This window comes from Petrimonas sp. (assembly GCF_963921705.1).
GTDB lineage: Bacteria > Bacteroidota > Bacteroidia > Bacteroidales > Dysgonomonadaceae > Petrimonas > Petrimonas sulfuriphila.
Genome location: NZ_OY997410.1, coordinates 3,353,980 through 3,371,641, shown reverse-complemented (window position 1 = coordinate 3,371,641; position 17,662 = coordinate 3,353,980). Strand labels below are relative to the sequence as shown.

Below are 17,662 nucleotides of genomic sequence, written 5' to 3'. Positions count from 1 at the left end.
GTAATCTGCATAAACGCCTCCAACCAAAGAAACAAAATCAGGTGAGTCCAGGTATATTGAAATATACTCAACTTTTGTTATCGTTCAATAAAATTGATAATATTTTTCAAAATCAAAAACAAAGCGCCCTTGCGGGCGCCTGATAAATAAATTTCTTATACAGAGATTCTACTTCTTAAAATCCAAACTCATCAATGGTCACTTCTTCCACTTCTTCTTGTTTAATCTCAATGGTGTTGTGAGCAGTAAGTCCTTCCACGTAAATGGCTTTATAAGGAATTGCCGGGCACACATACTCACATCCGCCACAACCTACACAAATTTCGGGTTCGATTTCGGGGATTGTTAACGCACCTTTGTAGGGAACCATTCGAACGGCTTGTGTAGGGCAGTGTTCGGAGCAGGCGCCACAGCTGGTTTCATCGTAATAAACGATACAGTTCTCTATAATGAAGTTAACTCTTCCCATCTGTGTGTGGTGCTTTTCCTCCTGACTAAGCTTTACCAGTGCATCTGTCGGACAAACGTCGCAGCAAACAGTGCAATCGTAGTTGCAAAAGCCGTGATCGAAATAAAGTTTCGGTTGCATCACCCCGCCCAGTCCATATTCCAGAAACGCCGGTTTTATCACGTGCGACGGACATTTGCTCACGCAAAGATGACACGAAATACATTTCTCCCGGAAATGATCGAAGTTTAGCGCTCCCGGGGGAGCGATCGGAGTTTTTCGTTTCAGTTCGCGTTTAGGTAATAACGGTTCTGTTACTGTTTGAGCAAGTAGTTGACCTGCTGCTATACTTGTGATTAGTGTAGCTGACAGGAAACGACGCTTCGATTCGTCTTTCGGCTTATCTTCCCTAATGTATGAAAAAGCCGGAGCCGTTTCAACTGCCTTTTTTTTCTTGGAGCCAATAAGAGCATATTTCATCGCATCACGATGGCAAACTTCAATACAGTTAAAGCAGGTTACGCATCGGTTATGATCGATGACTTTATTTTTTGCATCAATACACGATGCTTTGCATTTCATCGAACACAAACCGCACATGTTGCACTTGTCATCTATAAATTGAATTTTGAAAAGTGAAAACCGGCTCAGAAATCCAAGTGTAGTTCCTACTGGACAAATTGTATTGCAATATGTCCTTCCGTTTTTCCACGCTAAAAAACCGATAACAAGCAGCGTAATTAAAGCGATAATTATCGAAGATACTCCCAACGAATAGATACCGACTTTATAAAAACTGTAATTATTGAATGATGAGAAAATAGCTTCCAGGAAATTATTTCCTGCCAGATAAGCAGGACGGAAAACGTGTGTTACCAATCTGCCGTATGCACCGTACGGATCGAGCAGGCCTACCAAGAAGGTGAATCCAAACAAGAAAGCAATAATTGTAGCACCCAAGACACTCCATCGGAGAACGTTTTTTGCTTTGCTGTAGGTGTATCTTTTCTTCTTCTTAAGTATTTTTTTTGAAAACCAGGCAACAATGTCCTGATAGATACCCATTGGGCAGATAGATGAACAATACACCCGGCCGAAAATTACTGTAAGCGCTACTAATGCAATCAGAATAATAATATTAAGTGCTAATAATGCAGGAATAAATTGTATATCGGTTAGAACGCTGAAACTTTCCGGCAGAAAACCTGAAAAGTCGAGAAAGTAGAGCGTTATTAAAGAAAAAAGTAGTACAGATATCGTTACCCGGATTTTTTTAAGCATGATTGTTCGATCGTGTTTGGTTAAATTCTCACCCTCCTGATGTTGAGCTTGTCGAGATTCATCGTCCCCACACCCAATTGCTCCCCTTTTGCCAAATGGCCAACCTTATCCAGCGGCATTTCCCTGGCCTGGTTGAAGAAATTGGCAGCAGCAGTGTCAACAGCAACGATATCCTGCGAGATGAAGAGGCCTTTCGACAATACTACATCGGCATCCGATTTTCCTCTGGGGCCGCTAGTCTTCATCAACCGGTAGGCATCAACAACATTCAGGACCGGACGTTTTGCATAGGTACACACATCAGCGATGCATTGCTGCAAATCGTTGGCGTGGAAAAATCCCCTGTCCCATACAATTCCCATGTAGTTCTTCATGGAGATGGTCAATTGTGCACCGCCGTGGTTTTTGAGAATAGGAACATTGATCCATTTGTCGGAGTCGACAATGGCTTGGTGTATTTTGGCCTCTTTCAGGCTTCTACCCTTTGGCAAAGAGACACTCTTGTAATAGGATTCCTGATGTGCGGGAACAACTTTTGCCCCGGCAGCTTTAGCGGCAGCTTCGATTCCGCTGTTAGCGTAACATTTACGCCAGTCGTCGCACGTGTGGTCGAAAACAGTTACCTCACGGGCACCTGCATCGAAACATTGTTTGATGATTTCCGTCACCAGTTTTGGATTGGTGTTAGCGGCCAGTTCGGGAGTTTTATCCCATCCGATATTCGGTTTTACACAAACCCTATCTCCCTTGCTGATGAAGTTTTTCATTCCCCCCAATTCGGCAATAGCTTTGCGAAACATAGCTTCGGGTTCCCCGCCCAATACGGCAACCATGTCGTATTTTGCTGCAGCATTTGTAGTTTGAAACGATTGAGTGAGTACGCTCATCGCATCTGCATCTTTAATGGTTGTGACAGCTGCGCCGGTAAGAGCAACAGCTTTCAAGAAATTTCGTCTGTCCATAATGTTTTTAATTTGTTGTTCGTTCTGTAATTTCAAAAATGTAACTGGATTCCGCCAAAGGCAGTAGTTTTCGGCATCGGGTATCCGGCATTTATTTCGTATTCCTGTCCCAATAAATTCTCACCTTTTAAGAACAGGTTTAACCAGTCAAGTGCCCGGTAATTGATGCGGGCGTTCCAAAGGACAAAGTTCTCCTTTACCGGCTCTGGCTTTACGGTTTTATACAAGTTTCCGACGTATTGGATACCGGTAGATAAATTCCACCTGTTCTTCGTGTAATTTGCACTGACGTATAGTTTGTGTTCCGGAGCTGCCAATATTTTATAGGCCATGCTCAATAAACTGTAATTGGCCGAAAGCCGAAAATCACGGGCGACCTGATAGTGGGTGCTGATCTCGAAGCCTTTGTTTTCTACTTTACCGGTATTTCCCCATTTGCCAATCCCGGGTTCGGCTTGTTGAATCATATTGTCGCCTTTGATATAAAAGAGGTTTAAACCCATATTCAACCGGTTTTCGAGCAATGACTGCATGAACGAGATTTCGTAATTCATCAATCTTTCCGGAAGCAGATCGGGGTTTTGCGGAGGGAACATATACATCTCGCGAAGGGTAGGGTTTCGGAATCCTTTGCTGACGATGGCTTTCACAACGGTTGAGGCGGAGGGGGTGAAACTTAATCCGAATTGAGGAATCCATTCAGACCCGTTCTTTTCGTGGTTGTCGAGTCTTATCCCGGTATTCAATGTGAGTCTGTTTTCCAGTAAGCTTTGCTGGATATTGACGTATCCGGCAACGTTGTTCAGGTGCTCATCGGCTAACTGTACATTCTTCGACTCGTCGGGGAATTTGTTCCACGCTTTCCCTCCGAAACGCTGAAAATCAACTCCCGCTGTGGTCTTGTTGCCCTCGAAAAAGGTGTAAGACTGATAGACCGAAAGGCCCAGCATCCGGTCGTCTGAATGGAAACGAAACGGTTTGGGCTGTTGTCCTTCTGTGTACCCGTCGTTGATTTTATGCGTCCCGAAATTGTAAAAGAATTTTACTGCTCCTGAAGTTCTTTCGTATTCATTTTCAAGAGAAAATGAGGTCATCCCGCGTGTAATATCGGCATCGTTATCGGTTATCGGAGCAGTGACAGTCCCCGGATTGGACGATTGGGCGTTCGAAAGATTCAAATCCACAAAACTGCTCCAATTTCCGGTAAGATCGTATCCTATTTTTCCGTAACCGTTTATCTGCTCAAAATCCATGTTTTCCCGATGTCCGTCGGAACGGTTATACCCAATGTTCCCGTTGATATGCAGCTTCTCTTTCTTCCATCCGCTGGATGCTTCAGCGCTGAAAGTATTGTAGGTGCCGTACATTAATTGAGCCGAATTGTGCAAGCCGTTCTGCTTCTGCTTTTTGGTAATGATATTGATTACTCCACCCATTGCATTGGATCCGTAAAGCACTGACGCAGGGCCACGAACCACTTCCACCCGTTCGGTCATCAGGGATTGGTAGCTGTCGGCCAGAGGGTGTCCCATCAGACCCATATATTGTGGATGTCCGTCGATGAGTACCAGTACTCCCGAAGTAGGGGAACCGCCAATTCCGCGGATGCTCATTCCTCCGGCAGCACCGGCAGCTACGCCGTATCCCATTACTCCACGTTGTGTGATGTATAGTCCGGGAACTTCCTCGGTAAGCAGCGGCAGAAGCGAAGGTTCCAGTCGGGTTTGAATTTGCCGTTCCGTGACGATAGATATGCTCATCGGCACGTTTCTCAGGTTCACCTTCGGTAGCGTACCGGTGACGATCACCTCTTCCAGGCGGATAGAATCGTTGACCTGCGGTGGATTGTTCTCATCAGCATAACCGGTTGAGAAAACAACGAAACAGGCAAAAAGGATAAATGTAAATCTACTCATACGATCCAGGGAAACTTAAAACAATCTTCGTCGTAGAGTGCATAATCAGCATTTCCGTTTACTGCGAAAGTTTTTATTTGTCTGGCACCTTGTAAAAGATCGATGGCGAATTTAACAGTCGCTCCTGTTTTTATGCGATCTTCCACCAGCAGAATGGTTTTGTCCCTAAAATCGAAGTCGACAGGCGAAATCAACCTGGGGCTATCGTATTTTGGTTTTTGGCAGGGATCACGAAGATTAATTTTCAATAATTGAATTTCAGTATTCAACCGCTGATTAAGGATTGCGGCCGGGATAATCCCGCCGTTGGCAATGGCCACTATCATATCAAAAGTCTCGTGAAATTCAATCTCACGAAACCTTTGCATAACAGCTTCAAAAGACTTTGTATTCATTAAATAACCTTACACTTTAGCCAAGGCTTTCAGTATGAAATATCCGGCTGTTAGTTGAATGAGCATTCCGGGAAGGCCGATGCGGAAATCCTGAACGGCTGTGAAAAAGTGTTGGGTCATCGCCCATTCAATTCCTGTACCGATCACTTGATAGGCAACGATAGCCAAAAGAATACCCCCGAAGGATACTTTTCCGGAATGTTTTGCCACCATGGAGGCGGCAATAGCCAAAATAACCGATTTGATGATGATTGCCGGCAGCACGGCGGAAGGAGGCATACCGAACAACAAGTTGTTAGCTAAAGGCGATAGTATTGCCGTCAACAACCCAACATGAATTCCGTATTTGTACGCTGCGATGAGCGTAAAGAAATAGATGGGAAGAAAAATCAGTCCTCCCTGGGGCACTAAATGCGCCAGTTGCGGCAATAATAAGTTGCCCAACACAAAACATGTAGCGAACAAGTAGGTTTTTGTGTTGCTCAGGCTGAATGAATAAAGTTTTGCTGTTGTTGCCATAATCTGATGGTTTTATTATTTGTTATTGTTTTAGTTTTGAATTCCTGCTCTAAAATGCAACATAGGTGACAAAAATAATTATAATCTTACGAATAACCCGCTTTTTAGCCATTTTTTTTATTAGAAAAAATAAAATTGCAATCTTTGCTTGGCAATCAGTGAGTTATTGGTTGAATAGCAACGGTAAGAATTCCGATAAGTAAACTCTCCAGTTTCGCCAGGTGTGTCCGCCTTCCGATTCCCGGTAGGCATATTTGAAATTTATTCCGTCGAGTTTTTTCCGAAAGTCAGTATTTGCCTGATACAAAAAATCGTCTTTCCCGATACCTATCCAGTAAAGTTTATAACCGTTCTGTTTCTGTTTTAACAGTGTATCCTCTATATTTTTATACACGCTGGATTTCGCATTTTCGTTAGGCATAATAGCTGCAGAAAATAAACCCACGTAATCGAAACTGTTGGGATAATACCGTGAAATATGAAAAGAATGAAAACCTCCCATGGAAAGTCCGGCAATAGCACGCCCGGATTTGTTCCGGACAGTGCGGTAATTTTTATCTACGAAGTTGATGATATCGATAAATGTCTCTTCGTATTTTCCGTCCATCGTGTTTGGTAACCTGAAAGTTGGTTTGTAAAACCCTTCGCTCGATTCACCCGGCGCAGCCTCCTGGGCTACGTTTCCGTTCGGCATAACGATAATCATCGGTTTGGCCTTGCCTTCGGCAATCAGGTTGTCTATAATCTGGGTCGCGCGTCCAAGCGTTGGCCACGCTTCTTCATCGCCACCCATGCCATGAAGCAGATACAAAACAGGATAGGATGTGTTACCCGATTCATAACCGGGAGGAGTGTAAATGGTTATTCGTCTGTCAGTCTTGTTGCCCGGAGATTCATACCATCTCTTGGCTACCGTGCCGTGAGGGACATTATTCACTTTATATATATCGGCTTGTCCACCACCAACCAGCAGAATATTTAGTGTGCTTGCTACATCGCGACGGTAATGCACGTTATTGGGATCGTTCATTTGTAACCCGTTTGCCGTAAAGGCATACGTGTATAATTCCGAAGGAAGCGTACGGGTTGTAAATGACCAAACGCCATCGGCGTCTTTTGTCATTTTATTGTGGCCTTGTGCAAAATCACCCGTTACCGACACACTGTCGGCCAAGGGAGCGAGTAAACGAAACGTTACGGAATTGTCGGCGTGGATTTCAGGGGAAATAATTTCCTTTCGTTGTCCGAAGCCAAGGTTTTCCTGTGCTTGCATCATGATGCTGGTGGAGAATACGAGCAGAGTAAAAAAGATTTTTTTGTACATAGGTTTTCAGGTTTACGATTGAGTGTATATTTGCAATTGTCAGATCTGTATTGCAAATATAGTTTTTATTTTGAAATATCGGGTATCGAGAGGGTTAATATCGATAAACAGCATCTTTGTGCCGATGGACCAAAAAAAAGAGACGCATTCAATGCGTCTCTTGGATAAATTGTTACTTCAGTGGTTTTATCCGGATGTTTCGGAATTTTACCAAGGAGCCGTGCCCCAGGAAACCAATATGTCCGGTTTTATTCAATAACCCGGGATGATCCCGTTTATCAATCGTCCCGTTTTTGGAGGCTTCGCGGATGTTTCCGTCCAGGATAGTTGTACCGTTAAGAATAACTTTGATGCGATCGCCATCGGCAATTACTTCCTGATAGTTCCACTCGCCTACAGGCTTCAGGTAACCGCGTTTAGCAGGAATAACGCCATAAACCGAACCGTGATACTGGTAGATTTGGAGATTTTTGTAGACCGGGGCATCGTTATCAAGAATCTGTAATTCCATTCCTCCATATGCGGCATCGCCTTCTAGCGGCGCGCGGATGCCTAATCCGTTGTTGGCACCCGGTGTGAGCATAAATTCGAAACGAAATATAAAATTATCGAATTGTTCTTTGGTGTAAAGGTTGCCGCCAAAATTTTGGCTGGGATACAGCACGATGTTTCCACTTTCCACCACGTAGTCTTTTTTGTTTCCTGTCCATTCGTTGAGGTTAGTACCGTCGAAGAGTACCCGAAAACCTTCTTTCTTTTCGTCAGCAGGAAGCTGGAAAGGTTCGGGGCGTTCAATTTCTTTAATAAATATATCGCGATAAGCCACCTTGCTGCCGTGTGCCTGCAACTCAATCTGTTCCGTCGGGAAGATGGGCTGACTCCTGTTCCAGTAGTTTTCCAACACTACATTGTCAGTAACCAGTTCATCGTTAAGCCACACCGACACCCTTTCACCAATCATCTTGATTCGGAATGTATTCCATTCACCTACTTTCTGGTCAGCAACTTTTAGCGGTTTGCTCGGATTCTGCTGGTTGTTGTACAATCCACCTGATCCAACCTGTGCTCCTACATTTACACGGGCGGTGTCCCAGATCTGAACCTGTGGCGTGCCGCGAAGGTAGATCCCTGCATCAGGTTCCGGCCCGGGATAAAGCTTCCAGTCAACCAGCATTTCGAAATCTCCGTATTGTTTGTTGGTACAGAGGTTGTCCCCTTTTCCGGTGAAGAGCAGTTCACCGTTTTCGATGACCCAGCCCGTTTTTGCTGCCGCGTCGGCTTTTACCTGGGCTGCAGCGAGTTCTTTTGGCGTCATTTTCGCGCGTTTGATGGGATTCTCTACCAAGCCTTTCCATCCGTCCAGGTTTTTACCGTTGAAGATGGACACAAAACCTCCGTCTTGTGGATTTTCGTCCAGGTATTTTTTTATGGACTCACGTTGATAGCCAGCATCTGGATTTTTCAATGTTTTACTCACTTTCTGGAGTATTCCGGTAGTTACAACACCCGCAAAAGCCGGATTATTTGTGGCGATGTTCATGGCAGCCAATGCGGCATTTTCGCTCAATGCCACATTATCCATATACGGGGCTACGAAAAGCATAGCCTGATATTGTCCGGTGTTTCCCAACAGGCGGAGAATGTCGTTTTTCTGTTTCTCGGTCTGTGCAAACTGCATCACTTCACGGAGATACAGGTATTTTATGGCTCCTGTTTCATTTGATTTATTGATGGTAGCAACGATTGCATCCGTTACTTTGCTCAATTCATTTTTATTCTTACTGTTTCTGGCTATATCCAGCATCGGGTAAATGGAGTTGAACGATTTCCAATTGGTCAGTGCATCAAAAGCAGCATTTTTATTGGCCCCGGTTTCGGTATTGTAGGCCTTGGTAATCATCTCCATTGCTTTTTGAGACCCGCTGTTTGCCAGTGCAGTATAGTAAAGGTGCTTGTTTACAGACTTGTTCATCCGGTCCGATACCAGCTTCATTTGTTCGTTGGCCGGAAGATACGACAGGGCTGCGTTTACAGCTTGTTGAAGAGCGGGAACATTGGCAGCATCCGATTGTTCGAGCAATGTGAACAAGTCGGGCAGGTTTTTATCCGTAGAAACGTATTGAAGCGTATTGGCTGCTTCTGTTTTTACGTTTTCGTTACCAGTGAACATTTGGTTATAAACCAGGTTATACTGACTTTCCATTTTCCGGTTGGCAATAAGCTGTAGGATAGCTTTTTTCCCGACATCCCCGCTTTCGTTGAAAACCGATGCAAGTGTATAGGAGATATCACCCTTGTATGTTGATAAAGCATCTTTGGCGAGCAACACCGTTTCATCGTCCTGGCTTTTCAATAGTCCGGCTAATACAAGCATCGCTTGTTCGTTTCCAATTTTTGCCAAGGAAGAAATGGCCGCTTTCTGTACCATTTTATTACCGGATGTAGCGAAATTGGCAAGCATATTAGCTGTATTCGCTACTTTCTTATCGCCCAACCAGTAAATGATGGCGGTTTGTTTCTCTGCAGAAGCTTTTGGACTTAGTTCCTTCATAATCCTTTCAACCGCTTTTCGGTCGTTGTTGAAAGGATAGGCGTTAAGCAAACGGGCCAGGTAAGCGATATCCCCGTCTTTCAGTGCACTGTTGAGGAGTTTATTTTTGTCCGTCGAAGGAATTGCCAGTAAAAGCCCGGCTGCAGCCACTTTCAGATCGGAACGGTTTTGCTTTATGGCAAAGTTGAGCAATCCATTTGCCTCCTTTTCCACCAACTTAACGTCGGTGTGAGTTAATCTTTTTAAAAGAGAAAGGTAGGATGCCGTAGCATTGTTGTTAAGCTGATAGGAATAATTGACTTTTTGTGCGGCATTTTTCAGTGGGATAAGGGCATTGCGGCTTCCCAGGCTTCCTAAAGCCGTAAGCAATGCGTTGCTGAGTTCTGCTGAGGGATTTTGTGACAGTGTTGAGAGCAGTGCGGGTTCGGCTTGGCTGTATCCGGTCTGAGTTAGTGCGTTCACAATATTGAACTTTACAGCATCCGGGGCGTTACCCGAAAGTGCTGCAACGATGGCTTGATTTGCCTTCTCACTTCCGATGGAAGCCAATGCCTGTACAGCCGGAGCTGAAAGGTGCGAATCCTTCAGAAAAGCAGATAAAGTTTCCACATTGTTGTCAGTTCCTATTTGTCCAAGCTGGCGGATAACAAAAGCTTTTACTTCATTATCCAGCGATTGGTTCAATGCTTTTCCGAAAGCATTTGCCGCAAGGGCCCGTTTGGCATCATCGTTTGCAACAAAGTTTGTCCATCCGCTGATGGCATAGTCCAATGCTTCGTTGCTCCGGTTGCCCGGAGGGTTCATTCGTCCGATCAAGTCCAGTAAACCCTGTTCTCCCGTGGAAACCAGATCGGTCATCGTCCGGTTATATTGAGTTTGATTATCGGCCGGAAGTTGTGCCAGTGCATCCGCAATAATGGTGGCACTTGTTCTGCCCTGCGGCAGTTGAGCCATTAATGCACCCGTTGCGAGCAGAATGGCTGTTAAAATGGATAGGTATTTTTTCATTGTTGTTTAATTTAATTGTTTTATAAGATTGACAAAGATTGGTAAAGATGGATGGCGGGCTGCCTATGTTTCAATCTTATTCAATCTAGTTCGACCTTGTTCAATCTAAATACTCCACGGCGCACGCATTGGCTGATCGGATAAGCGATTGGCTTCCTCGTCGTTCACAAAAATCTCTTTCACCGGATCGTATTCGATTGTTCTGTTTAACCGGAGTGCTACGGCACCCATGTTCACAATAGTAGCGGAACGGTGTCCGTTCAATTCGTTCAAAGCGAATTTCTGTCGGTTGCGTATTGATTCGATGAAATTGGTATTTTGTTCCGTCGGTTCGGGGAAATCGGCCAGTTTTTTCTGCCAGTCGGGAATGTCGCAGACGAAGTTTCTGTAGACATTTCCGTTTGGCCCGGCAATATAGGGCGTATTAGGCTCACCGTAGTCGCCTCCCCACAGAATAATCTGGCAGCCGTCGTCATAGGTGTATGTAATGGAACGCCAGGTACCTACTGCGTCGGGATGTTGTTGAGGAGCATCCACTTCTACTTTTACCGGGCTTGTATTGTCTTTTCCTAACAAATACTGAACCGGATCGATATAGTGTTGACCCATATCACCCAGGCCACCGCCGTCGTAATCCCAGTATCCGCGGAATGTTCCGTGCACGCGATGTGCATTGTATGGTTTGTAAGGAGCCGGGCCCAACCACATGTCGTAATCGAGTTCTTCGGGAATGGGTTGCGGTTCAAGATGTGTTTTTCCTACCCAGTAGAATTTCCAGTCAAAACCGGTGTGTTTGCTGATAGTAACTTTTAACGGCCAGCCGAGAAGTCCGCTGTCGACAAGCTTTTTGAGTGGCTTTACCGGCGTGCCCAGTCCATAAAACGGGTCTTTGAACCGGAACCATGTATTCAACCTGAATATATTTCCGTATTGCTGAATGGCTTCAACAACACGCTTGCTTTCGCCGATAGTTCTGGTCATCGGCTTTTCGCAGAAAATATCTTTTCCTGCTTTGGCTGCTTCTACCGACATAATCCCGTGCCAGTGGGGCGGAGTCGCAATATGCACAATATCCACATTTTTGTCGAGGATAAGCTCACGAAAGTCGTGATAGAGGCTGATGTTGTCTTTTACCAGGGCTGCGGCCTGGTTAAGGTGGTTCTTATCGACATCGCACATGGCTACAACGCGCGTCTTGTCATAAGAAATGTGTCCGCGACCCATTCCGCCTACGCCGATAATACCTTTTGTCAGTTCATCGCTGGGTGCGACAAACCCTTTCCCCAATACATTTCGGGGAACCACAGTGAGAAGCGTTACCCCACCGAGGGTTTTTAAAAATTGTCTTCTGGAGGTCATAAATTAAGTTGTAATGTATAATAAAATTAAATTTTGTAAATATAATCAATTTTTGAATATGCTCATCTTTTGTTGTGACTTGTTAAATACTTTTATTTTCTTTTGAGTTTTTCCGACTAATTCGAGTTCCAGATAACGGCATCGTTTGTTTTTATTCCGTGAGCCGGGAAAGGTCTTTTTTCATCAAAAGGGTACAGAGCCTCGATATCTTCAATAACGATATTCTGCTCATTTAAAGACCCATCCGGATTAACTGCTTTCGTAACGTCTAACCCCAGGTGTTTAGCTAAAAAGGGATAAACTGCGACCCGTTTGTTGTAATCGTAACCGTGTTTGTCGGCAGGTAAATGAGCGTTTTCAACGACTTGAGACTTGCCAAAAAGTCCGTAAATGTACTGAAGGTGAGGGTATTCGACAGAAGGAGTGTTTTTTGTCCAGTCATCACCGTCAGAAACCACCAACATTGGTCGCGGAGCAGCGCAGGCTGCAATTTCTACATTATTGGTTTGGAAATTATCGGTTTTGTGAATCTGCATACCGCTTTCACAAACGCATCCACCAAAAAAATGGGCAGAGACCTGAACTACGGGGACAGAAACCGCAATTCTGTCATCGACAGCCGTGAGTAAAAATGCTTGCGTGCCGCCGCCCGAAGCTCCGGTAATGGCAATCCTTTCCGGATCGGCACCGATGGAAAGTAAAAAATCGATGCTTCGGATGCTGTTCCAGAGTTGTAATTTCAATGCCTCCGGGTGTTTGTGTATCCATCCATGTTCCCGTGCCAGTTGTCCATATCCGACCATGTCGTACGCAAAAACCATTGCGCCCATCCTGGCCATAGCTGCAAACCTTTTTTGTGCGTCAGGACGATACCGGCCGTAATCATCAAGCTCTGCCCAGTGTCCGTGCGTATTGAGGATTCCCGGTAAATTTTTAGCAGCGTTTGCCGGTGTATAAAGGCTTCCGGTAACATATACTCCAGGCAGACTTTCAAAGGCAACATTTTGTACTTGGTAACCCTCGTAAGTGCGTTTATCTCCGAAAATAGGATTAAGGGGACATTTCTCAGGAAATTTTTCCAACCCCGTTCCTTTCAGGATCTGGTTTCTTATCTTTTCCGCGCGTCTTTTCCAATCCTCAGCAGTAGTGTATTCTCTCCGTTGTTTCTCCAGAAATTCTTTTCCTTCTGCCTCGGTCCAATAGTATCCAACGCAAAGCATGGTAGAATCCGTTTGTGTTACGTTTACGCTGTTTTTTTTCTCTTTGGATGTACAGGAATTTACAGCGAGAAGCCCAGTCAGCAAGGATAATAAAAAAAGTCTTTGAATAAGGTTTGTTTTCATTTTCAATGAATAATGATGAAAAAGTTATTATTTTCGTAAGAAATCGACGATTTCAGGCTGATTGATTTTATCGGGTTGTTGTTTGTTTTTTGCTGCGAAAATTTTGACCGAGGTATTTGGTAAAAAGGCAAGCAAGTCTTTCCACTCATAGGAACCAACGCTCCCCGGAACAATAGAGAAAGCGAAAAGAGGATCGTAATATTTCGTTTCTACAAAATAACTGCCCGGAGGCGGCGGATCCAGCACCGCAATTTTCTTGAAGGTGTTTTTAAATATTGCATGGAGCAAAGATGGAGAAATCAATGTGCCTTCTGTTACAACATTCAGGGTTGCATCGTTAAAATTGTCGTTACTCGCAACAAATTGCATCATCAAATCAATCGCTTCGGCTTGAACCCCCGGAATGCTTTTTCCTGTTAAATTAGCAATGAAGATATAGTTAAACGGCACTCCCTGTACAAACCCGTCGCCTCTGAACTCCGGGTCATATAATTCGCCAATACCCGGTAAATCTGCTGAAACAACGACATTGCCTGCGTTCAGTATATTCATCAGGGTGGGTTCTTCCAGAAGCTTCTCTTTTCCTGAAGGATGATTCCACACCACTACATTCTGTGCTTTCATACCCTCCTTTTTAATTACATATACGGGAAGAGCATAGTCGTTCTTATCGTTTTCAATAAAGTACTTTTCTACAACGGTCTCTCCTTTTGAGAATTTACCCGTAAAAACTGCAGCCGTTAATTTTCTATCAAAATTAATGCCTGCCGTGGTTTTAATTTTATCTTTTACAGAGCTTTGCGGTAAGCTCTTGGCTGAATAATACCGTTGATTCAATTCAAAAACAGTGTTGCCTTTTAATGAACTGGCAACTTGTCCTGTAGACGTCGCCCAAAGTTCCTCGTCTTTAAAGAGAGTTACTTCATGATCTGTTGGATCTCCCGGCAGGTTTAAGAATTTCATGAAAAATGAATTAACTGCCTCCCTGTTTTTTTTTGTTGATTGATGCCCTCCCATATCTTCTACGAACAGAATGTTGTCAGCAATACCCAGTGCGTTGTATGATTTCTTTGCCTCTTTGAAAGTTTCCCGGGCTCCTTGTTGACTAAAAAAATCGTGTGTAGTCGTTACGATCAATGTGGGCTTGGGCGAGCGCATATGCAGCAAATCGGGAATGTCAATTCCCTTTTTGATCGACATATAAGGATTCTGTTCTGCGTCTTGAGGCCCAATTGATTGCAGCAACCTCTTGAATGTAGTAATGTAGCATTCGGGGGCGGCTGCGTGTATACGTTCATCGTAGGCAGCTATCAATGCAGTCTGCGTGCCTCCTCCTGAGCGACCAGTAATGCCTATCCGGTTCATATCCACCTCTTTTCGGGTCTCAAGAAAGTCAACAGCCCGTACGCCGTCCCAAATGAAATAGTCCGAAATTGAAGATCCTGTCAATAAGGTTTGGATTCCGGCGTAGGAATGCTCGGTCGTAGGCCCTCCAACTTGGGATTTTCCCGTAGTTTCATCCAGGTATTGCAATCTTTCACCTTGACCGATAGGATCATAGGCGAAAACAATAAATCCTTTTTCTACGAAATTAATTATTGAGCGTTGGTAACCTTCGCTACGAAATCCATTGTCCGAATGTCCGGAACAATAGATGATGGCGGGAGCAGGATGCTGTCTTTTCTTCGGGATAAACAGGCATCCAGTCACATAAAATCCGGGATGTGACTCGAAAATAATCTTTTCTACCGTGAATTTTTCTCTTTCCAACTGACCGGTTATTCGTGTATTCAATGGTGTTTTTTTGAATTTCATCAGTGAAGCCCTGTACTTTTGCTTCAGCTCTTTTTGATAGTCAATCCAATCTGCTTTAGTTTGAATGGTTGAAACGTATTCTGAACGTTTGCCGAGCAGGTCTTCAGCTTCATTATACAGTATCCGGTACAACGCCCTGAAGTTGTCCTTATAAACCATCCACTTCCCTTCCCCTTGATTATTAGCAAATGAAGATGGGGAAAAATCTTGTGAGTACCCGTAATAGCCAAGAAAGTAAATGAAAAAAAACAGGGTTAATTTGTATTTCATAATATTTTGATATTTTTTTCCAAGTTTTCGTTTGCTTTAACTAATGATGATCTCCATTTTCTTGTATACTGGTTGACTAGTCACAGTTGAGCCCTGTCCAGAAATTGATTTTTTTGGTTCAGTCCAATTCTATGATTTGGATATTCCTGAAATGAATTTCGGAACCTTCTGCCTCCAGGCATATGTATCCCTTTTTTTGTGATGAATTGGTGATCCCGTTTACAAACTTTCCATTAACAGACAACTTAATGTTCCCGTCAACACACACTACCTCGTAAATATTCCATTCCTTTGTCCCTTTTACCCTGTTTTCTATCGACTTACTCCTTTTGCCCCGTGGATTTTCAGGGATGATTTCGACTCCTCCAACGCCGAATAATTCACCGTGTACATAAGCGATAGGCGGCTCTACTCCATCGCGGGTATTGAGTCTGATCCATTCCAGATCCAACATTTGTACTTCAACACCGTCCGGTAGTCGGTTCTCACCCGGTTGAGCTTTACTCCAGACAAATGTGCCTGAATTTCCACCCGGCGCACGATGGCTCCATTCAATGTGCATAATAAAGTTTTCGTACTCTTTTTCGCTTCGGATTACTCCAATGGGCAATCCGGTGCATTTCAGAGTTTCCCCACTAACCCTCCAGGAATCTGCTTCGGTATTAACCTGATACCATTTTACCGGCTTGGCGTTTTTAAGCTTTCCTGAAAGGACATCCTTCATGTGTATAGATTTGCCAAATGTTGCCACTAATTCCTGTGAAGAAGTACGGCTGGTTTTTAATAAGAATACAGAGAGGATAATGCTGATTAATATGACCTGTTTTTTCATGTTCGAAAATTTAAATTATGCTGATAATTTTACTCAACCAATTTGTCTGGTCAGGCTATTTTATCTGCCCATTTCAGGAAGCCAACTGAATAGCCCCAAGGTGCCTAAGTTTTATCCGGCAGGAATTGAAATATGTTCGTAATTAACACACGCGAAACTTAAACTGAATATTCGGAATTGCCGGTTTACATAAACACACTAGGAGAACTTATTAAAAATTCATCCTACGATCTATCATTGTAAAACGTGGCTATTCCGAATATTCTATAACGATTGGTCAATGGGCAAATTTCAATCCGCTTAACTTATTCCAGTCGCCACGGGTGAAATCAGGGATTTTTACAGGCATTCCTCCGTTTAATACAGATTGTTCACTTAACTCAACCAGACAGGACCATTCTGCAGCATCATAAACATCCTGATCGAGAGGCAGTCCGTTCCTTAAGCAGTAGATCAGCCGGTAATCCATGATGAAGTCCATGCCGCCGTGGCCGCCCACCTTTTTGGCAAATTCACCAATTTCTTTTATGAACGGGTGTTCGTATTGAGTCATTAGCGAGTCAATTTGTGTTTCCGTGAGAAAGCTATGAGCGTTCGGTTCCAGTGCGATCAACCCGGTTGGGTATTTCTGAAAAAAACCTTTGGTGCCGCTAATGGTGTGTAGCCTGCTGTAGGGCCGGGGACTTGTAACGTCGTGCTGTATCATTATTGTCCGCCCTTTTTCGGTTTTTATAACGGTTGTATTCATATCACCGAGCTTATACTCCTGCTTTGCCTGAGCCGAATTTTCACCGAACTTCTCCTTGGCGTATTCCGTCATTCCAAACTGATTGGAAGAGACGGAAACCAAATAATTCATCTTGTCTCCCCTGTGGATGTTCATCACCTGGCATATCGGACCGAGTCCGTGTGTGGGGTAGGGGTTGCCTGTATGTGCCGTGTTGAACTTCAATCTCCACATGTCCCAGTAAGCACCGGAACGGAAGTTGCTCTCTCTTAAGTCGTGAATATAGGCGCCTTCTCCGTGGACAATATTCCCGAAAAGTCCTTGCTGAGCCATATTCAACGTGTTTAATTCAAAGAAGTCATAACAGCAATTCTCTAACATCATGCAGTGTTTTCTTGTTTTTTCTGCTGTATCGACTAATTGCCAGCACTCTTCGATAGAAGTTGCTGCAGGAACCTCGATGGCAACGTGTTTTCCTTGCTGCATGGCATATACAGCCATGGGTGTATGGTGGAGCCAGTCGGTACAAATATAGATCAGGTCGATGTCCTTCCGCCGGCATAATTCTTTCCATGCGTTTTCCCCTGTATATTCGTCAGCAGGCTTAAGTCCTCTTTTTGCCAACGTATTTTGCGATCTTTTCACCTTATCTGCATCTAAATCGCACAGGGCTTTTATCTCCACACCTTCGATAAATGTGTATCTCCCTACTGCACCGGTACCCCGATTACCTAATCCGATAAACCCCACCCTGACGGTAGGAATGGGATCCACAGCTAACTGCAGTACACTCTTTTGTCCTTTTTCACGCGGAGGTTCCGTGTTCTGTGTCTGCCCGGATGGCTGAGCAAAACCGCTCACCGTGAAAATCAGGGCTAAAAACAATATATTGAAATGTTTCATACGTTTTTT

General features: G+C 44.1%; 12 protein-coding genes. All 12 read right to left on the bottom strand.

Going from position 1 to position 17,662, the window contains the following annotated elements; translation table 11 throughout:
- Positions 1-175: 175 nt before the first annotated feature.
- On the bottom strand, positions 176-1,729 hold the full coding sequence (locus tag AACM02_RS14185; protein WP_339117332.1) for a 4Fe-4S dicluster domain-containing protein: 1,554 nt from the start codon (positions 1,727-1,729) through the stop codon (positions 176-178).
- A 20-nt stretch (positions 1,730-1,749) separates the two neighbouring features.
- On the bottom strand, positions 1,750-2,691 hold the full coding sequence (locus AACM02_RS14180; RefSeq protein ID WP_339117331.1) for a DUF362 domain-containing protein: 942 nt from the start codon (positions 2,689-2,691) through the stop codon (positions 1,750-1,752).
- A gap of 32 nt (positions 2,692-2,723) precedes the next feature.
- Entirely contained in the window at positions 2,724-4,607 is a 1,884-nt protein-coding gene (locus AACM02_RS14175; RefSeq protein WP_339117330.1) for a TonB-dependent receptor, read from the bottom strand.
- Complete coding sequence (locus AACM02_RS14170) at positions 4,604-5,002, bottom strand: phosphoribosyltransferase (RefSeq protein WP_214063550.1); 399 nt, start codon at positions 5,000-5,002, stop codon at positions 4,604-4,606. The genes AACM02_RS14175 and AACM02_RS14170 overlap by 4 nt, the downstream gene beginning before the upstream one ends.
- Before the next feature lie 9 nt (positions 5,003-5,011).
- Complete coding sequence (locus tag AACM02_RS14165) at positions 5,012-5,521, bottom strand: ECF transporter S component (RefSeq protein ID WP_214063549.1); 510 nt, start codon at positions 5,519-5,521, stop codon at positions 5,012-5,014.
- Between the two features lie 163 nt (positions 5,522-5,684).
- The gene (locus AACM02_RS14160; RefSeq protein WP_339117465.1) at positions 5,685-6,797 is read right to left on the bottom strand and encodes an alpha/beta hydrolase-fold protein; all 1,113 of its coding nucleotides are present in this window, start codon (positions 6,795-6,797) and stop codon (positions 5,685-5,687) included.
- Between the two features lie 220 nt (positions 6,798-7,017).
- Positions 7,018-10,404 carry a family 16 glycoside hydrolase gene (locus AACM02_RS14155; protein WP_214063547.1) on the bottom strand — a complete coding sequence of 1,129 codons (3,387 nt, stop codon included), beginning with the start codon at positions 10,402-10,404 and terminating at the stop codon, positions 7,018-7,020.
- A 105-nt stretch (positions 10,405-10,509) separates the two neighbouring features.
- The gene (locus AACM02_RS14150) at positions 10,510-11,763 is read right to left on the bottom strand and encodes a Gfo/Idh/MocA family oxidoreductase (RefSeq protein ID WP_332457085.1); all 1,254 of its coding nucleotides are present in this window, start codon (positions 11,761-11,763) and stop codon (positions 10,510-10,512) included.
- Between the two features lie 116 nt (positions 11,764-11,879).
- A complete protein-coding gene (locus AACM02_RS14145; RefSeq protein WP_321721599.1) occupies positions 11,880-13,106 on the bottom strand; it encodes a hypothetical protein in 1,227 nt (408 codons plus the stop codon).
- A gap of 27 nt (positions 13,107-13,133) precedes the next feature.
- Positions 13,134-15,191 (bottom strand): acetylxylan esterase, encoded by a 2,058-nt coding sequence (locus AACM02_RS14140; RefSeq protein WP_339117329.1) that lies wholly within the window; start codon positions 15,189-15,191, stop codon positions 13,134-13,136.
- Positions 15,192-15,309: 118 nt separating this feature from the next.
- The gene (locus AACM02_RS14135; RefSeq protein ID WP_321716215.1) at positions 15,310-16,023 is read right to left on the bottom strand and encodes a DUF1080 domain-containing protein; all 714 of its coding nucleotides are present in this window, start codon (positions 16,021-16,023) and stop codon (positions 15,310-15,312) included.
- Positions 16,024-16,300: 277 nt separating this feature from the next.
- A complete protein-coding gene (locus AACM02_RS14130; protein ID WP_339117328.1) occupies positions 16,301-17,653 on the bottom strand; it encodes a Gfo/Idh/MocA family protein in 1,353 nt (450 codons plus the stop codon).
- Positions 17,654-17,662 lie beyond the last annotated feature (9 nt).

Excerpts from the sequence above, each read along its gene's own strand:
- AACM02_RS14185 (WP_339117332.1), bottom strand. The coding sequence starts at position 1,729 with ATGCTTAAAAAAATCCGGGTAACGATATCTGTACTACTTTTTTCTTTA.
- AACM02_RS14180 (WP_339117331.1), bottom strand. The coding sequence starts at position 2,691 with ATGGACAGACGAAATTTCTTGAAAGCTGTTGCTCTTACCGGCGCAGCT.
- AACM02_RS14175 (WP_339117330.1), bottom strand. The coding sequence starts at position 4,607 with ATGAGTAGATTTACATTTATCCTTTTTGCCTGTTTCGTTGTTTTCTCA.
- AACM02_RS14170 (WP_214063550.1), bottom strand. The coding sequence starts at position 5,002 with ATGAATACAAAGTCTTTTGAAGCTGTTATGCAAAGGTTTCGTGAGATT.
- AACM02_RS14165 (WP_214063549.1), bottom strand. The coding sequence starts at position 5,521 with ATGGCAACAACAGCAAAACTTTATTCATTCAGCCTGAGCAACACAAAA.
- AACM02_RS14160 (WP_339117465.1), bottom strand. The coding sequence starts at position 6,797 with ATGATGCAAGCACAGGAAAACCTTGGCTTCGGACAACGAAAGGAAATT.
- AACM02_RS14155 (WP_214063547.1), bottom strand. The coding sequence starts at position 10,404 with ATGAAAAAATACCTATCCATTTTAACAGCCATTCTGCTCGCAACGGGT.
- AACM02_RS14150 (WP_332457085.1), bottom strand. The coding sequence starts at position 11,763 with ATGACCTCCAGAAGACAATTTTTAAAAACCCTCGGTGGGGTAACGCTT.
- AACM02_RS14145 (WP_321721599.1), bottom strand. The coding sequence starts at position 13,106 with ATGAAAACAAACCTTATTCAAAGACTTTTTTTATTATCCTTGCTGACT.
- AACM02_RS14140 (WP_339117329.1), bottom strand. The coding sequence starts at position 15,191 with ATGAAATACAAATTAACCCTGTTTTTTTTCATTTACTTTCTTGGCTAT.
- AACM02_RS14135 (WP_321716215.1), bottom strand. The coding sequence starts at position 16,023 with ATGAAAAAACAGGTCATATTAATCAGCATTATCCTCTCTGTATTCTTA.
- AACM02_RS14130 (WP_339117328.1), bottom strand. The coding sequence starts at position 17,653 with ATGAAACATTTCAATATATTGTTTTTAGCCCTGATTTTCACGGTGAGC.